At 63.4% G+C, this 15,597-nt stretch carries 14 protein-coding genes, 2 tRNA genes and 1 pseudogene; 11 read left to right on the top strand and 6 right to left on the bottom strand.

Translation table 11 applies throughout. From position 1 onward, the window contains the following. The first annotated feature begins 73 nt into the window (after positions 1–73). Positions 74–541: a peroxiredoxin gene (locus tag FJ471_RS13725; protein WP_140803829.1), complete on the top strand. Its 468-nt coding sequence runs from the start codon at positions 74–76 to the stop codon at positions 539–541. A 41-nt stretch (positions 542–582) separates the two neighbouring features. Here the strand turns inward: FJ471_RS13725 and FJ471_RS13720 are convergent, their stop codons facing one another. Both FJ471_RS13720 and FJ471_RS13715 read right to left on the bottom strand, forming a co-directional pair. Beyond that, positions 583–1,719: a GNAT family N-acetyltransferase gene (locus FJ471_RS13720; RefSeq protein ID WP_140803827.1), complete on the bottom strand. Its 1,137-nt coding sequence runs from the start codon at positions 1,717–1,719 to the stop codon at positions 583–585. After that, entirely contained in the window at positions 1,716–2,717 is a 1,002-nt protein-coding gene (locus FJ471_RS13715) for a sterol desaturase family protein (protein WP_140803879.1), read from the bottom strand. Before FJ471_RS13715 ends, FJ471_RS13720 begins: the two co-directional genes overlap by 4 nt. Before the next feature lie 303 nt (positions 2,718–3,020). Here FJ471_RS13715 and FJ471_RS13710 point away from each other — a divergent pair, with 303 nt between their 5' ends. Next, a complete protein-coding gene (locus FJ471_RS13710; RefSeq protein ID WP_140803825.1) occupies positions 3,021–4,301 on the top strand; it encodes a M23 family metallopeptidase in 1,281 nt (426 codons plus the stop codon). A 36-nt stretch (positions 4,302–4,337) separates the two neighbouring features. Here the strand turns inward: FJ471_RS13710 and FJ471_RS13705 are convergent, their stop codons facing one another. Both FJ471_RS13705 and FJ471_RS13700 read right to left on the bottom strand, forming a co-directional pair. Continuing rightward, complete coding sequence (locus tag FJ471_RS13705) at positions 4,338–5,567, bottom strand: amidohydrolase (protein ID WP_140803823.1); 1,230 nt, start codon at positions 5,565–5,567, stop codon at positions 4,338–4,340. Next, on the bottom strand, positions 5,554–6,732 hold the full coding sequence (locus FJ471_RS13700) for a M24 family metallopeptidase (RefSeq protein ID WP_140803821.1): 1,179 nt from the start codon (positions 6,730–6,732) through the stop codon (positions 5,554–5,556). The genes FJ471_RS13705 and FJ471_RS13700 overlap by 14 nt, the downstream gene beginning before the upstream one ends. Before the next feature lie 262 nt (positions 6,733–6,994). On the opposite strand from FJ471_RS13700, the gene FJ471_RS13695 reads away from it, so the two are divergent. The 7 genes and pseudogenes from FJ471_RS13695 (at position 6,995) to FJ471_RS13665 (ending at position 13,044) form a co-directional block, all read left to right on the top strand. Then, positions 6,995–8,431, top strand: a complete 1,437-nt coding sequence (locus FJ471_RS13695) for an FAD-binding oxidoreductase (protein ID WP_246684713.1) — start codon at positions 6,995–6,997, stop codon at positions 8,429–8,431. Then, a complete protein-coding gene (locus FJ471_RS13690) occupies positions 8,428–9,162 on the top strand; it encodes a FadR/GntR family transcriptional regulator (protein ID WP_140803819.1) in 735 nt (244 codons plus the stop codon). Before FJ471_RS13695 ends, FJ471_RS13690 begins: the two co-directional genes overlap by 4 nt. A gap of 1 nt (position 9,163) precedes the next feature. Further along, positions 9,164–9,598, top strand: a pseudogene (locus tag FJ471_RS13685) (VOC family protein). A gap of 66 nt (positions 9,599–9,664) precedes the next feature. After that, positions 9,665–10,717, top strand: a complete 1,053-nt coding sequence (locus FJ471_RS13680; protein ID WP_181179384.1) for an ABC transporter substrate-binding protein — start codon at positions 9,665–9,667, stop codon at positions 10,715–10,717. 99 nt (positions 10,718–10,816) lie between these two features. Then, positions 10,817–11,590: an ABC transporter ATP-binding protein gene (locus FJ471_RS13675; RefSeq protein WP_140803817.1), complete on the top strand. Its 774-nt coding sequence runs from the start codon at positions 10,817–10,819 to the stop codon at positions 11,588–11,590. After that, the gene (locus tag FJ471_RS13670; protein ID WP_140803815.1) at positions 11,587–12,342 is read left to right on the top strand and encodes an ABC transporter permease; all 756 of its coding nucleotides are present in this window, start codon (positions 11,587–11,589) and stop codon (positions 12,340–12,342) included. The genes FJ471_RS13675 and FJ471_RS13670 overlap by 4 nt, the downstream gene beginning before the upstream one ends. Before the next feature lie 135 nt (positions 12,343–12,477). Further along, on the top strand, positions 12,478–13,044 hold the full coding sequence (locus FJ471_RS13665) for a hypothetical protein (protein ID WP_348643337.1): 567 nt from the start codon (positions 12,478–12,480) through the stop codon (positions 13,042–13,044). A 120-nt stretch (positions 13,045–13,164) separates the two neighbouring features. Here the strand turns inward: FJ471_RS13665 and FJ471_RS13660 are convergent. Beyond that, positions 13,165–13,241, bottom strand: a tRNA-Asp gene (locus tag FJ471_RS13660). A 218-nt stretch (positions 13,242–13,459) separates the two neighbouring features. On the opposite strand from FJ471_RS13660, the gene FJ471_RS13655 reads away from it, so the two are divergent. Continuing rightward, positions 13,460–13,535 (top strand) — tRNA-Val (locus tag FJ471_RS13655). 59 nt (positions 13,536–13,594) lie between these two features. Here the strand turns inward: FJ471_RS13655 and FJ471_RS13650 are convergent. After that, the gene (locus FJ471_RS13650; RefSeq protein ID WP_140803812.1) at positions 13,595–14,551 is read right to left on the bottom strand and encodes a phytanoyl-CoA dioxygenase family protein; all 957 of its coding nucleotides are present in this window, start codon (positions 14,549–14,551) and stop codon (positions 13,595–13,597) included. 146 nt (positions 14,552–14,697) lie between these two features. Between FJ471_RS13650 and FJ471_RS13645 the strand changes: the two genes are divergently transcribed. Then, complete coding sequence (locus tag FJ471_RS13645) at positions 14,698–15,561, top strand: AraC family transcriptional regulator (RefSeq protein WP_140803810.1); 864 nt, start codon at positions 14,698–14,700, stop codon at positions 15,559–15,561. Positions 15,562–15,597 lie beyond the last annotated feature (36 nt).

Raw genomic sequence — 15,597 nt, 5'->3', positions numbered from 1 at the left:
TCGTCGTGGACGAATCCCCGCTTCACGTTATATCGATGATTTCCCGCGCGTAACCGCAAACAAGGACATCGATATGGCTGATCTCGAAGTGGGCGACGCAGCACCCCAATTCGATCTTCCGCGTGACGGCGGGGACTCCCTCAGTCTCGCTGCGTTCCGGGGCAAGCCCGTTGTACTCTACTTCTATCCGCAGGACGACACCACAGGTTGCACCAACGAGGCGATCGGCTTCTCGCAGTTGAAGCCGGAGTTCGAGAAGGCCGGTGCCGCGGTCATCGGGCTATCGCCCGATAGCGTCAAGAAACACGACAAATTCAAGGCGAAGTATGATCTGACGGTCGACCTCGTTGCCGATGAGGAGCGCAAGGTGATCGAGGCCTATCATTTGTGGGTCGAGAAGACGATGTACGGGCGCAAATACATGGGTGTCGAGCGCGCCACCTTCCTGATCGGCAAGGACGGCCGCATCGTCCGCATCTGGCGCCAGGTTCGCGTCAAGGGCCATGCCGAAGCGGTACTCGAGGCCGTGCGCGCACTCTGAGCGTCGCCAAAGCCCACCAAAGCAATCGACAATTATGGTCGTTACTCGTCAGGTGCCTCGGCCTTCGGCTGCCGCCGCGTCCTCCAGGATTTCGAAACATGGCTCACTTGATCGGCCAGCGCGGCAAGATTGCCACGCAAGCCGCGCGCACCCATCATGGACGACAGCGTGACTGATTGCGTGGCGAAGCGCCGCTTGAAATCCTCGCCGCCGCAGAGAAAATCAATCGTGGCAAGGCCACGGTCGAACGACCATTGGATATAGTCCATCATCAGCACCATACCCGGCGAGGCGCGCTCGTATTCGGGATCATAGGTGGTGACGAAAGCCATCATCGTGCCTTGCTGCTCGAAATTGATCGAGACAGCGACGATCGTGTCGTCAAGCTCCAGCACGAAGATGCGCAACAGCCCGAGGTCGGCCAGCACCGAAATAAGCGCGGCGAGAACCGGCGAGCCCTTGTCGAACAGATCCGAGGCACGACCATGGCGAGCGAGCCAGAGGCGCTTCAACGTCGCGACGCGCTCGAGCACCGGCTCGCGCGGCTCCTCCGCATCCAGCAGCCGGAAACGCAATGCACCGCTTTCTTCCATGAGCTTGCGGCCACGGCGATAGTTCTGCCGGCCCTTCTTGGACAACGTCTCGAACCATTCCGCCCCACGCTGCCAGGAGCCAGCGACACGATAGCTGATTTCAGTACGGTGGTTGGGCCGGAGCGCCTTGCCATGAGCCGGCTCCAGCAGGGCATGAACACCGGCATCCGGTAGCAGACGGTTGAGATAGATCAGGTCGAAGCCACCCTGGTCGAAAACATACTGCCAGAGGCGGGAGATCGCCCGCGGGTCGCTGTCAGGTGCAACCAGCGCGTCGCCATAGTCACTGTGATCCTTCGCCGCCCATTCGAGTATGCGGATGCCGGAACGCCTGAAGGTCGCGAGCGCTATCACGCCTTCGAGCCGGTCGCCGTTCCAGGCAAGCCCGATCCTGAGCGCGCGCCGCTCCTGCTGCGGGGTGGTGCGCCACCAGGCCGCGATCCAGTCCGGGTGCTGGAAGACAAGCCCGCCAGCCCGCTGCCAGAGCGCGCTCCAGGCCGGTGCGATCTCGGCCAGGCGCACCGCCGATGTCACGACTTCGAAGGTGCGTGTCCGCGGAACTGCGAGCACAACGGGAGCGTTCATGGCCGTGTCCCCTCCGAGGATCGCGAGGTGCGTGACTGTGGCTTTCCGGGCCGGATGCGCCTGGCGATATGCCCCCACATCCGCTTCAGCGGCATGACGTAAAGGCCTGCGAGCGACTGATAGTCGCGCACATCGCGGTCGACCAGCCCGAACTTGAAGTCCTCGTCGGGCCTCGGCACACACAATGTTCCGAAGAGCCGGTCCCAGAACGAGAAGAGCAGTCCGAAGTTCTTGTCGTAGTGGCGCGGATCGACGCTGTGATGCAACTGATGCCAGTGAGGACACAGGATCAAATTGTTGAGCGGGCCGAACGAGATCTTGAAATGCGTGTGCCTGACGAAATCCATCATCAGGATGTTACGCATGACATAGACGTTGACGCCAAAAACGGTCAGTTCGACAAGGTTCAGCGAAATCAGCGACCAGATGCCGAAGCAGAGCCCCACGATGATGCCGTCCCAAGCTCGGTTCATCAACTCGTCGAGCGGATGGACCCGGTCCTTGGTGATTCCGACCATCACCTCGGCCGAGTGATGCACCTTGTGCAGTTCCCAAAGCAGCGGATAGCGATGCTGGGCGACGTGATAGAGATAATAGGAAATGTCGTAGGCGAGGAGCATGCTGACGGTGAAGATCAGAACCGTCACCGGCCCTGCCGGCCCCTCGATCAGAGGCGGCTGGAAGTGGAACAGTGTCGAAAACAGCCAGTTGGTCCCGTACCCCACCGCCGTGACGAAGACGATTCCAGCGGGCAGCATCAGGAAAGGCATCAGGGCCTTCTTCGTGACCCAGAACATGAGGTCGGCCTTCGCGGAGGGATGGGTGATGACCTCGTGCGGGATGGCGAACTCGAAAAACTCCCTCCAGCTCTTCTCCTCGACCGTGCGCCAATAGGCCACAAGCGCGCTGACAAAGGCAGTCAGCAGCAAAAGTCCGGTCGCCAGCAGACTGGTGCCCGAAATCTTGTCGAGGATCTTGCCAACCAGGTCGTCCAGCATTCCTACCGTCACGGTGATTCCCAAATACCAACACGCCTTTACTCGAAAAGCGTCAACTAAACGCAATCGAAGACAGTTAAGAAATCCGAGCCTTGCTTTGTGAGCTACAGGCTGCTCCTGGCAGAACATTGGTGTTCATCGTCAACGATTTCGCGGCATGGCGTCCGCGTCCTGGAGATTTTCGCGCAACCTCTTGCCCGTGTTGCGTGCATTCGGCGCCGCGCAATCGACACGGCAAGCCTTTGTTAACCCTAATAATGTGTAATCAAGCTGTCGTGGTGTCGTAAATGAAAGCTTGGTCCCGTGAACGCAACCGGTCAGTCAGCGATCTTCGGCAAGCGTAAGGAACCGCATACGGTCATCATCGCCCGGGGCAACGAGATAAGGCATTTCACCATCCGCCCATGGCTCGCGGCCTTCATCGGCTCGGCTCTGGCGGCGATCGCTATCGGCTATTTGCTCGCGACGTCCTACCTCGTGCTGCGCGACGACCTGATCGGCGCCACGACGGCGAGGCAGGCGCGCATGCAGCAGGCCTATGAGGACCGCATCTCGGCTCTTCGTGCCCAGGTGGACCGCATCACCAGCCGCCAGCTTCTCGACCAGCAGCTGATGGAAACCAAGGTCAGCGAGCTGCTGGCCAGGCAGACCCAGCTCAGCGAGCGCCATGGACGGCTAGGGCCGATCCTCGAGCGCGCCGAGAACGAAGTCGGCGACGCGCCGGCGGCAGGCGCGGCGACGCCCAAGCCCGACGAGCACGCCGAGGTCACCGGCAGCCTGTCGCAGGCGCCGACCTACTCCGTCGCATCGTTGAGTGAGGGCGACACAAGGCCCTTCTCGTTGTGGTCGACAAGGTCCGATCCGCTCGACGGCGAAACAGCCGCCGATCGCGCCGACAAGCTGTTCGTCTCGATCAATGCGTCGCTGAAGGCCATCGAGAACCAGCAGCTTACGCGCATCACCACGCTTGCCGACAACGCCTACAAGAATGCCGATGCCATCGCCCAGGCGCTGGAAGCAGCAGGCCTGCCGGTCGACAGCGAGCTCGACAAGAGCGATGTCGGCGGCCCGCTGGTTCCGCTCGATCCCTCGATGGTTTTCGACAGCAAGGTCAAGGAACTGGACGAGGCGCTCGACGCGCTCGACGGGGTCAAGAAGGAAGCGCGCAAGCTGCCGCTCGCCAACCCTGCTCCCGGCCATACGGTGACCAGCCCGTTTGGTGTGCGCACCGATCCGATCCTGGGCAGCGCCGCCTTGCATACGGGAATGGATTTCAGGGCGCCGATCGGCATGCCGGCCAAGGTCACGGCCGCCGGCACCGTCACCAGGGCCGGCTGGGCCGGCGGTTACGGCCGCATGGTCGAGGTCGACCACGGCAACGGCTTTGCCACGCGCTACGGGCATTTGAGCGAGATCGATGTCGCCGTCGGCCAGAAGCTCGCCGCCGGCGATGTCATCGGCAAGACCGGCAGCAGCGGCCGCTCGACCGGCCCGCACCTTCACTACGAAGTGCGCCACGATGGCGAGGCGGTCGACCCGCTGCGCTTCCTGACCGTCGGCAAGAAGGTCGCGCAGTACCTCTGACCGGTGGCAGCTCGGAGGTAGGCGCTTGCCGCGTCCCTACGACGCGCCAGGACCTTCCTGCCCGGCCAGGAACATCGTTGCCGCCGAAACCAGGGTAAGCGCGCCGTTTTTGAGGGCAGCCTCGTCGACCCGGAACCTGGCGTGGTGAAGCGGATAGACCGATCCGACCTCTTCGTTGCGGATGCCGAGCCGGAAATACACCGACGGACGTTTCTCGCTGTAATAGGCGAAGTCGTCGGCAATGCTCCAGCCAGGCATGTTCAAGGCATTGTCCGCGCCGATGCTGGCCTTGGCGCCGGCGATGATCAGTTCGGTCATCTCGGCATCGTTGACGACGCCGGGTTCGCCTCGATGCTGGTCGACCTGCACACTGGCGCCGTGGCTGGACGCCACGCCTTCGAGCACCTCGCGAAGCCGGCGCCAGGCACGCTCGCGGGTGGAATCGTTGCCGCTGCGGATGGTGCCTTTGAACGCGACCTTGCCGGCGGTCACGTTGTAGGCATTGCCGCCATTGATGGCGGTCACCGAAATGACCAGCGGATCGTAAGGATCGGTCTCGCGCGAAACGATCTTCTGCAGCTCGCTCACCATGGCGCAGGCCACGGCCAGCGCGTCGACGCCTTCATAGGGTTTTGCCGCATGCGCGGCCGAACCGGTGACCAGCACATCGAACGTGTCGCATGCCAAAGTGTAGGGACCGGAACCGACGGCGACCTTGCCGGACGGCGTATACGGATCGACATGGACGCAGATCGCCGCATCGACGTCGTCGAGAAGCCCCTCCTCCACCACCCGTTTGCCGCCTGACGGCTCGTCCTCTTCGGCCGGCTGGAAGATCAGGCGGACGGTTCCGCCGAAACTGTCGCGCGAGCGATTGAGATGCGCGGCCACCGCGAAGCCCATCGCGGCATGGGCGTCGTGGCCGCAGGCATGCATCACGCCCGGATTTTCCGATGCGAAGTCGACGCCGGATTCCTCTTCGATCGGCAAGGCGTCGATATCGGCCCGGATAGCCACCTTGCGGTTCGAAGGCCGGCCGGTGCCGACGATGTCGACCGCGAGCCCGTAGCCGGCAACGTCGCGAATCTCGGCGATCCCTTCCCTTCCGAGCATCTCGCGCAAATAACGCTGCGTGCCCACCTCCCGGTTCGAAAGCTCCGGATGGCGGTGCAGATGGCGGCGGATCTCGATCATCCGATCGAGAATTCCGGCATCGATGTCGGGCGCGGTATCGCTTGCTGAAGACGGCAGGTCAGGCTTTGACATGGATGTCCCGCGGGAACTTCGTCAGCGTCTCGTTGCCGGTGTCGGTTACCAGGATGGTCTCGCTGACCTCGATGCCCCAGCTGTCCATCCACATGCCTAGGATGGAATGGACGACATTGCCGGGTTGCAGCACCGTCTTGTCGCCGGGCCGCAGGCTGATCGTGTGCTCACCCCAATCCGGCGGATAGGCAACGCCGATGGAGTAGCCGATGCGCGATTCCTTCTTCAGCCCGTGACGCTCTATGACCTTGCGCCAGGCCGCTTCGACCGCCTCGGCCGTCGTGCCCGGCCGTACGGTGTCGAGCACCGCATCCATGCCCTCGATCACCGCCTTTGCCGTGTCGGCGACGACCGCTGGCGTCTTGCCGAGTTGCATCGTCCTGGCGAGCCCGGCGGCATAGCGGCGGCAGACGCCGGCAAGCTCGAGCGCGATGGTTTCGTCCTTTCCGAACCGCCGGTCGCTCCACATGATGTGCGGCGCGGATGCGTTCTCACCGCCGAGAATCGTCGGCGGCAGCGCCGTGATGTCGCCGGCAAAATCCGGGCTGCCGGCGATCTGCGCCGCCTGGATGGCGGCGATCGCGTCGCACTCCCGCACACCCGGCGCAATGACTTCGTAGGCCCGCGCGACTGCCGCCTCGGCCAGCCTCGACGCCTTGCGAAGATAGGCGACTTCTGGCGCCGACTTGACCGCGCGGATCCAGTTCACGACCAGATCGGCGTCGTACCATTTCGCATTGGGCAGCCCGGCGACGAGCCGCGCATGCGCCTTCGGCGAGAAATAATAGGCTTCTAGCTCGATGCCGATATGGCGATTGCCCCAGCCCTTGGCGGCGATCCAGGCCGCGATCCAGTCCATGGGATGACGGTCGGCGCGCTGGACGTGATCCTCCGGGAATCCGACGACGTTTTCCGCCTTCATCCAGGCCGTCAGCAGCCCGCCGGCGGCATCCATGGCGCGCCCTATCCAGACCGGCTCGATATCCTCGATAGGAACAAGCACCACCTGCGGCGTGTAGAACGACCAGCCATCATAGCCGGTGATGTAATGCTGATTGGCGACGTCGTTGACGATCAGGAGTTCTATGCCGCGCTTGGCCATTTCGGCGCGGATTTTTCCGAGCCGCCGCTGATACTCTTCGCGGGCAAAAGGCAGTTCAATCATCTTTTCTCCTCACCGGACCGATCTGATCGAGGACGAGCCGCAGCTTTCCCCTTCCGCCCACCATCGCGGCGGTTTTGACGGTCGGCAATCGGCCAGGGCAACGCATAGGCAGGGCCTAGCCCGATAGGCCCGCCTTCTCCGCCGACATGGGAGCTGCCCTATCTTGAACGAGCCGATGACGTGGTCGCCGAACAGGAGAGCGATTGACTCGAAATAAGTTGTAGGATGATATGTATCACCCGATATCCAGACATCAACGTTCATGACCGTTCAACGCCTCTCGCCGGAAATCCTCAGCGCCATGGAAGGCGCCGTCGGACAGAACGGCATTGCCGTCGAACCGGCCGGGATGGCCAAATATCTGGGCGACTGGGCTGGCGACTATCGCGGCAGTGCTCTTGCCGTGCTGCGGCCCGCCTCGGTCGGCGAGGTTCAGGCCGTGATGCGGCTTTGCGGCGAGCTTGGACTCGGTGTGATCCCGCAGGGCGGCAACACTGGATTGGTCTCAGGCGCGATCGACAGCAAAGGCAGGGGCCTGGTTGTCGTCAGCCTCGAGCGGCTAAACACCATCCGGCAGATCGATACGGATAACTTCACGCTGCAGGCCGATGCCGGCTGCGTGCTGCAGACGATCAAGGACGTGTGCGAGGCACAGGATTGCCTGTTCCCGCTGGCGCTCGGCGCGCAAGGCAGCTGCCAGATCGGCGGCAATGCGGCCACCAATGCCGGCGGCGTCAACGTGCTGCGCTATGGCATGGCGCGCGACCTGGTCCTCGGGCTGGAGGTCGTGCTGGCGGATGGCGAGCTGTGGAACGGCTTTTCCGGCCTGCGCAAGAACAACACCGGCTATGACCTGAAGCAGCTTTTCATCGGCTCGGAAGGCACGCTGGGCATCATCACCGGTGTCGAGGTCAAGCTGTTTCCGAAGCCGGCCAGGACAGAGACGGCCTATCTCGGACTGGCCTCGTTCGAGGCAGCCATCGCGCTGTTCAACCAGGCGCGCCGCGACTGTTCGGATCTGATCTCCGCTTTCGAGATCATCGGCTCGGAATGCATCGAGCTTGCCCGGCTGATCGACCCAGCAACGAGAGAGCCGGTCTCGGCGCCCGTCCAGGTGCTGATCGAATTGTCGTCCAGCGCCGCCATCGACCTCAGCGGCTTGCTTGCCGGCTTCCTCGGCGATGCCATGGAAAATAGCCTGGTGACTGACGCTGTCCTCGCCGCGAGCAGCGTGCAGGCCAGGAGTTTTTGGGCAATCCGCGAGGGCCTTGTCGAAGGCCAGGCCAAGCGCGGCTATCATGTGCGCACCGATCTGTCGGTCAAGATTTCCGATATCCCTGCCCTGATCGAGCGCGCCCGCCGCTTCGTCGCGAAGGAGCATCCCGGCTGGATTCCCCTCGCCTACGGCCACGCCGGCGACGGCAACGTCCATTTCAACGTGCTGCCGCCGCTCGAACTGGCCATGCAAGAGGCTCGTGCGCGGGGCGTTGAGGTTGTCGCTGGGCTCTATGAGATCGCCGTCGGCCTCGGCGGCTCGATCAGCGCGGAGCACGGTATCGGCCGCAGCCGGCGCAAGGAATTCTGGGCCGGACTCTCGCCGACGCATCGCCGCATGGTCGCGGCGCTGAAAAGCGCCCTCGACCCCAAGGGCCTGATGAATCCCGGCTGTCTGTTGCCCGCGACGGAGACTTTCCCATGAAGCAGAGACTGGCCGCCATCGGCACCGTCGAGACGCTGCCGCACCGGGTCGCCACCTTCCTCAGCCGCGAGATCGAATCCGGCGAATTGAACCCCGGCGCGCGCCTGCCGACCGAGCAGGAGCTGTCGGAAAAATTCGGCGTCAGCCGCAACGTCGTGCGCGAGGCGATCGCCCAGCTCAGGGCCGACGGCATGATCGAGGCGCGCCAAGGCATCGGCGCCTTCGTGCTGGCGCCCGAGCAGCGCGCCGCGATCCGCATCGACCGCGAGGCGCTCAAGGACACGCACAACATGGAGCGGCTGTTCGAACTGCGCTGCATCCTCGAGGCCGAGTCGGCGGCGCTCGCCGCGGCGCGGCGCAGCAAAGAGCATCTCGATTCGATCAAGGCGGCGCTCGACCGCATGGGCGGCGAAGAGCGTTGGGAGGAAGGCAGCATCGACGCCGACCTTCTGTTCCATCGCGAGATCGCGCGCGCCACCGGCAACAGCTACATCCACACCTTCATATCGTTCGTCTGCGAACAGATCCGGCACTCGATCCACTACGCGCGCATGACCAACCCGCTGCACGACCTCGTCGAGATCAATGTCGGCGAGCATGTGCGCATCTATGACGCGCTGGTGGCGGGCGATCCGGCTGCGGCGGAGGCGGCAATGCGGGCGCACATCGTCGGCGCTGCCAACCGCGTCGGCGTCAGGCTGCCGCTCTCGAAAGCCAACGGAGCGAAATAACATGCCGGCAAGCATCACCCGCATCTCCGATATCTGCCTGCTGGTGGAAAATATCGACAGGACGGTCGAATTTTATGTCGACAAGCTCGGCTTCCGCCTGCGCCGCCGCGCCGAAGGCTTTGCCGATTTCCATGGCGAGGGCGTGACGCTCGCCGCCTGGGAACTCGACCACATCAACCGGCACACCGGCGTCTCCAACCTGAAGTCGCCGCGCCATGCGCACAAGGTCTGCGTCGCCGTGTAGCTCGACACGCCGGCCGACATCGACCGCATGCACGCCGAGCTCAGCGCCAAGGGCGTGCCCTTCTACGGCCCGCCCGAAAACTACGTCTGGAATGCGCGCTGCGCCTATTTCACCGACCCGGACGACACGCTCTGGGAACTTTACGCCTGGCTCGACGGCGGCCCCGGCGACTACCACGACGAACAGCCGTAGACGACGCCGCGCTGAAGGGAGCGGCGCCTGAAGAAGAGACGAGAAAGTCTGCAACAGGAGCGAAAAATGAATGGGAACAGGGACTTCGAATTGAACCGCCGTACTTTCGTCAAAGGCGGCATGGCCGCCGTGGCCGCCGCGTCCGCCGGCATGCAGCTGGTGTTGACCCCGGGCGCGAAGGCTGCCGGCAAGGTCTTAATCCAGTATGACTGGCTGATGTCCAACGGCCAGATCGGCGACATCGCGGCTGTCGCCAACGGCTATTTCAAGGACGCCGGGCTGGAGGTCGAGTTCAGCCCCGGCGGTCCCAACGCTTCGACCGTGCCGCCGGTCATTTCGGGGGCCGCGCAGCTTGGGCAGTTTTCGGAAACGCCGCAGCTCTATTCGGCTCGCGCCAGCGGCGTGCCGATCAAGATCATTGCCTGCGGCTTCCGCACCGGCCCTTACGCGCTGACCTCGAAGCCGGCCAAGCCGATCCGCGGCGTGGCCGACCTCAAGGGCAAGAAGATCGGCATCCAGCCGACCGCGCGCTTCGTCATCGACGAGATCCTGGCCAAGAACGGCATCGACCCGTCGGAGGTCACCATCGTCAATGTCGGCTTCGACAAGGCACCCTTGGTGCGCGGCGATGTCGACGCCATTGGCGGCTGGATCACCAACACGCAGGCGCTGAGCGTCGTCGGCGACGACCGCGTCGACCTCCTGACGCGTGACCTCGGGCTGAGCTCCTATGCCGACGTCTATTTCGCCACCGATGCTGCGATCGAGAAGGATCCGGACACGCTGGCGAAGTTCATCGGCGCCGTCGGCAAGGGCTGGGGCTGGGTGCATGCGAACCCGCAGGAAGCGGTCAAGAAGATGGTCGCCGCCTATCCGGAAATGGATCTCGGCTGGGAGGAAAAGACCGTCAACCTGGTGCTGAAGCTTTCCTTCGATGGCGCGACCGCCAAGGATGGCTGGGGCACGTTCGATCCCGCCTCGATCGAGGAGCAATTGGCGCTGCTCGACAAGGTCGGCCAGTATCCGAACGGACGCCCGGCCGCCAAGGATGTCTACACCACCAAGATCCTCGAGCTCTCGGTCGCCGACCGGCCCAAGCTCGACGCACCGGCGGCCTAAGCATGATCCCAGAAAATGGGAACCGGTCTTTGGAAAAGATCATGCTTCAACAAAGAGTTAGATCGGTATGACGATTCAATCAAATGTCGTGCTGATCTAATGCCGGACGCGATCGAAGCGCGGCAGCTGGATGTCGGCTATGGCGGCCGGCAGGCGGCCGTCAAGGTGCTCGCCGGCCTCGACTTGACCGTCGCGGCCGGCTCCTTCCTGTCGATCCTGGGACCGTCCGGCTGCGGCAAGTCGACCCTGCTCAGGGTGGTGGCGGACCTTCTTGATCCGCTCGGCGGCACGATCAGCGTGCTCGGCGAGACGCCGCACGCGGTGCGCTCGCGCCGCGACGTCGGCTTCGTCTTCCAGGATTCGACGCTCCTGCCCTGGCGCACGGTGCGTGACAATGTGCGCCTGCCGCTCGGCGTCGGCCAGCGCAGCCTCACCCGAAAGATCGAGGACCGCAGCGCCGAACTTCTGGAGCTCATGGGCCTCGGTAGCTTTGGCGAGCGCCTGCCGCATCAGCTTTCCGGCGGCCAGCGCCAGCGTGTCGCCATCGCCCGCGCCTTGCTCGGCGAACCCAAACTGCTGTTGATGGATGAACCCTTCGGCGCACTCGACGAGATCACGCGCGACCGTCTCAACGACGAATTGCTGGCGCTCTGGCGGCGCACCGGCACGACGGTCCTTTTCGTGACCCATTCGATCGCCGAGGCCGCCTATCTCGGCGAGCGCGTCATCGTGCTGGCTGCCAATCCGGGGCGCGTGGTCAAGGACCTCGACATGCGGCCCTTCAAGCAGGAAGGCAATCGCTGCAAGCGCGAGGATCCGGCAATCGTTGCCGCCATGGCCGATCTGCGCACGGCGCTGGAGCGCGCATCGTGAGACCGGCGCCGCTCTCCCCGCAAATGACCGTCGCGCTTCCCGTCCTGGGGGCGGCTTCGATCCTGGTTGCGTGGCAATACCTCCTGCCGCTGCTCGGCGTGCCGGCCTATATCGTACCGACGCCGATGGCGATCTTCGGCGTCTTCCAGAAGAACTTTTCGCTCCTCATCGACAATCTCAGGCCAACGCTGATCGAGGCGCTGGCCGGCTTCGTCATCGGCAATCTGGCCGCGGTGCTGCTGGCCGTGCTCTTCGTCCACAGCCGCGTCCTGCAGGCCGCCTATTTTCCGATCGTGCTCTTCTTCAACACCATTCCGATCCTGGCGCTGTCGCCGATCATCATCCTGATCTTCGGTCTCGGCATGACGCCGAAGATCGTCATCGCCGCGGTGATCTGTTTCTTCCCAACGCTGGTGAACATGATCCGCGGCCTCGATTCGGCTAGCGACAACGAGCACGAGCTGTTCCGGGTGCTGTCGGCGACACGCTCGGAGATCTTCTGGAGCCTGCGCCTGCCCCGCGCCCTGCCGATGCTGTTCTCCTCGCTCAGAATTGCCTCGGCCACCGCCGTCATCGGCGCCATCGTCGGCGAATGGATCGGCTCGGACAAAGGGCTCGGCGCGCTGATCATCCAGGCGACCTTCAACTACCAGTCCGACCGGCTTTACGCGGCGATCGTGCTGTCCTCGTCGCTGTCGATCGCGCTGTTCTGCCTCGTCGTCCTGATCGAGCGGCGGGTGATCAAATACTGAGCTGAAAATACTCAGCCGGGCCGTATGCCGGACGGCAACGGCCCTGCGCTCCATGCTCGCACATCGAGTTAATGATAGCTTCCCGACGCGATCAGGCATTCATCGCGCATTTAATCGGTCTGCGGTAGGATATCGGTGTACAACCAAACCGGGAGACAATTCGTGTTAAAAACTTTTCACGTCTCGATCCGAACGACGCTGGCCTTCATGTTCCTGGCCGGCCTGGTCGCCGCGGCGTCCGCCCTTTTCCCCGCCACCGCCTCGGCGCAGCAGCTGCGCCGGTGCGCCAATGAAGGCGGCATATGCCGCTTGCCCTATCCCACGGAGGTGGTTTACGGCGCACGGGGTCGAACAACCTCGCGGTTTTTCGACCGTCAGTCCGTGCCCTGCTCGAATCGCCTGTTTGGCGACCCCGCTCCTGGCCGCGAAAAGGCCTGTTATTTCGTGGCGCGCGGCGGCGGCTATGGCGATGACAACAATTACGGGGGCAATGACTACGGCTCACGCCCGGACCGCGGCGAATGGGTCGCCTGCGCCAGGGAGGGTGAGTTCTGCGATTTCCGCGGCCGCGCGATGGTCAGATACGGCGCACGTGGCCAATACACGCAGAATGTTTTCAGGAATGGCGTTCGCTGCGGCAACAACGCTTTCGGCGATGATCCCGCTCCAGGCGCCCCCAAGCGCTGCTACGTCAGGCAGTAGCGGCCTGAACCAGCCAAGCCAGGTGGCGGCCCAGCAAGGTCCGCTGCCGCTTACTGCAGCCGGAACACGTGCTAGACGTGTCCCATAACCGAATTTCCAATTGATCCTGTCAAGGAAGAATGGCGCGAGTGACGGGGCTCGAACCCGCGACCTCCGGCGTGACAGGCCGGCACTCTAACCGACTGAGCTACACCCGCGCACTTGACGAGCACGTGTCAGGCGTGTTCGTCGTTGGGCGGTGGATAAGGGGTTCGTTTGCGGGTGTCAAGCGCGGCATTCAAGCATAACAGCAAACAGGAGAAGGTTTTTTGACAGCGGCGCCAGGGCTGGGGAAATCCGCGCCGCGGTGGGCGCGCCATCCGTTCATTTGGCCTTGCGAATGCGGCCCTAACTGCTTAAAGGTCCGCGCTCAAGCGGGCGATTAGCTCAGTTGGTAGAGCGCTTCGTTTACACCGAAGATGTCGGCGGTTCGAGCCCGTCATCGCCCACCAGTCCGCCGACAAACTGACGCAAAACGGCGAAGCCCTCCCACCGTTGCGATCCTCCGACGTTACCCGTTCCAGCTGATCAGCCCCAGCAGCCTTTCGCCGAGCGGTGTCAGCTTTGCCGTCTCGGCATGCTTCTTCTCCCAGCCGCGCGGATCGCCGGCGAAACCGGCGCGCTGCGGCGCCTCGCGCTCGCGCCAGGACCGGATACGCGCCTCGCGCTCGACGAGATTGCCCTCATCGGCAGGGAACATGGAGATGTACTGCGCCATCCGCACCTTGTCGTCGGACGTGTTCGGCGCCACGCCATGCGCCAGCAGCGAATTGAAGATCATCAGGTCGCCCGGGAAAAGTTCGAGCTTCTCGATCCTGTCCTCGATCCCCCTCATATCAGGGTGATGCGGGTCGCGATCGGCGGGTTGGGTTTTCACCCACTCGTCGAAATGCTCGAACAGATACGGCACGCATTGGAAGCCGCCGATGTCGCCGCCGTCCTGATGGACGAGCGACAGGACGCCCTGCACCGAGATCGGCTTGGGCTCGAGCGAGGTGTCGGCGTCCCAGTGGATGAAGCCGGGAGATGCGCGCCTGCCCTTGTTGGGGGTGTTGAGGTTGGCGCGATCGATGGCGACCCACAGATCCTCAATGTCCCATATGTCGACGAAGGCGTCGTAGACGCGACGCGCCATGCGGTTGTCCCACAGGAATTGGTGGTTGTAGATCTCGACCATGCCGGCGTTGTTGATTTCCTTCAGGGCATAGTCGCGCCGCTGGGTCACATCCCACGTCGTCGGATCGCTTGGGTCCTTTTCCTCGAATTGCCAAAGCAATGCCTTGAGGCGCTCGACATTTGCCTGCGGCACCGCATTGCGCACGATCACGAAGCCTCGCCTCTGCCAGTGCGCGAAATCCGCGTCTGAAAGCACGCGCAGCGGAAGCGTTTTCTCGATCTTGGACAGTTGGGCCGTTGCACGGCTGGATGTCGGGTGATCGTCCTTGGTGATGTCTTTCGCATGGGCCATCGTTTTCCTCCTCTGCCTTGCCTGCCGAAGACGAGGCTAACTGAACGATGGCCGCGCATGTTGTCCCTGACAGGCCTGGAGTGATACTATTCTGGCGTTCGTTATGTCTCTCACGCCGTTCGAGGCGAATTCCTTAGGGGTAGGCCATGAAGCCCTATCTGGAGAAGGTCACCGTCGCCGATGACGCCTCATGGTCGATGGTAAGGGTCCTGCGCGACCCGACCATTCCGTTCGAATGGCACCATCATCCGGAATATGAACTGACGCTCACCCTGAACTCGCGCGGGCGCCGCTTCGTCGGCGACCACGTCGGTGGCTATGACGACGGCGATCTCGTGTTGCTCGGCCCGAGCCTACCGCACACCTGGTCTTCTTCGAGCAAGATCGACGGCGGCAGGCCGCACCTGGTCATGGTCATCTGGTTCCGCCCCGAATGGGCACGTGGATTGACCGGTCTCCTGACGGAGCTTCGGCCGGTAGCCGGCCTGCTGGAAAGATCGGCGCGCGGGCTGAAATTCTCGCAAGGCGCCACCGGGCGCGTCAGGGCGCGGATCGAAGCGATCTTCGACAAGCCACCCGCGGAGCGGCTGCTCGACCTCATCTCGGTCCTGCTGACGCTCGCCGGGGATGACGAGGCCGAGCCGCTGACGGCGCCGTCCCGCTCGCCCTCGTCCACCATCCCTGCAAGCGGATCGCGGATAGACCGCGTGCTGGACTATCTGCACGCGCACTATACGGACGATCTCAGGATCGATCGTCTCGCCCGGCTAGCCGCGCTCAGCCCTTCAGGCTTTCACCGCATGTTCACTCGGCACACGCACTTGACCTTGATTGAGTACGTGACGCGGCTGCGCATCGGCGAGGCCTGCGCCCTCCTCGCGGAAGAAGACAAGCCGATCGCCCACATCGCCGAGCTGGTCGGCTATCGATCGCTGGCCAATTTCGGGCGTCAATTCAAGGCGTTGAAGGGGCTCACGCCGCGCGAATATCGCGGCAGGTTCGCCAGGTGAGGTCTTTCTCGGAACCATTCCAATCTTGTCCCGTTC

This window comes from Mesorhizobium sp. B2-7-1 (genome assembly GCF_006440735.1).
Classification (GTDB): Bacteria; Pseudomonadota; Alphaproteobacteria; order Rhizobiales; family Rhizobiaceae; genus Mesorhizobium.
This window is presented reverse-complemented; position numbering and strand designations above follow the sequence as displayed.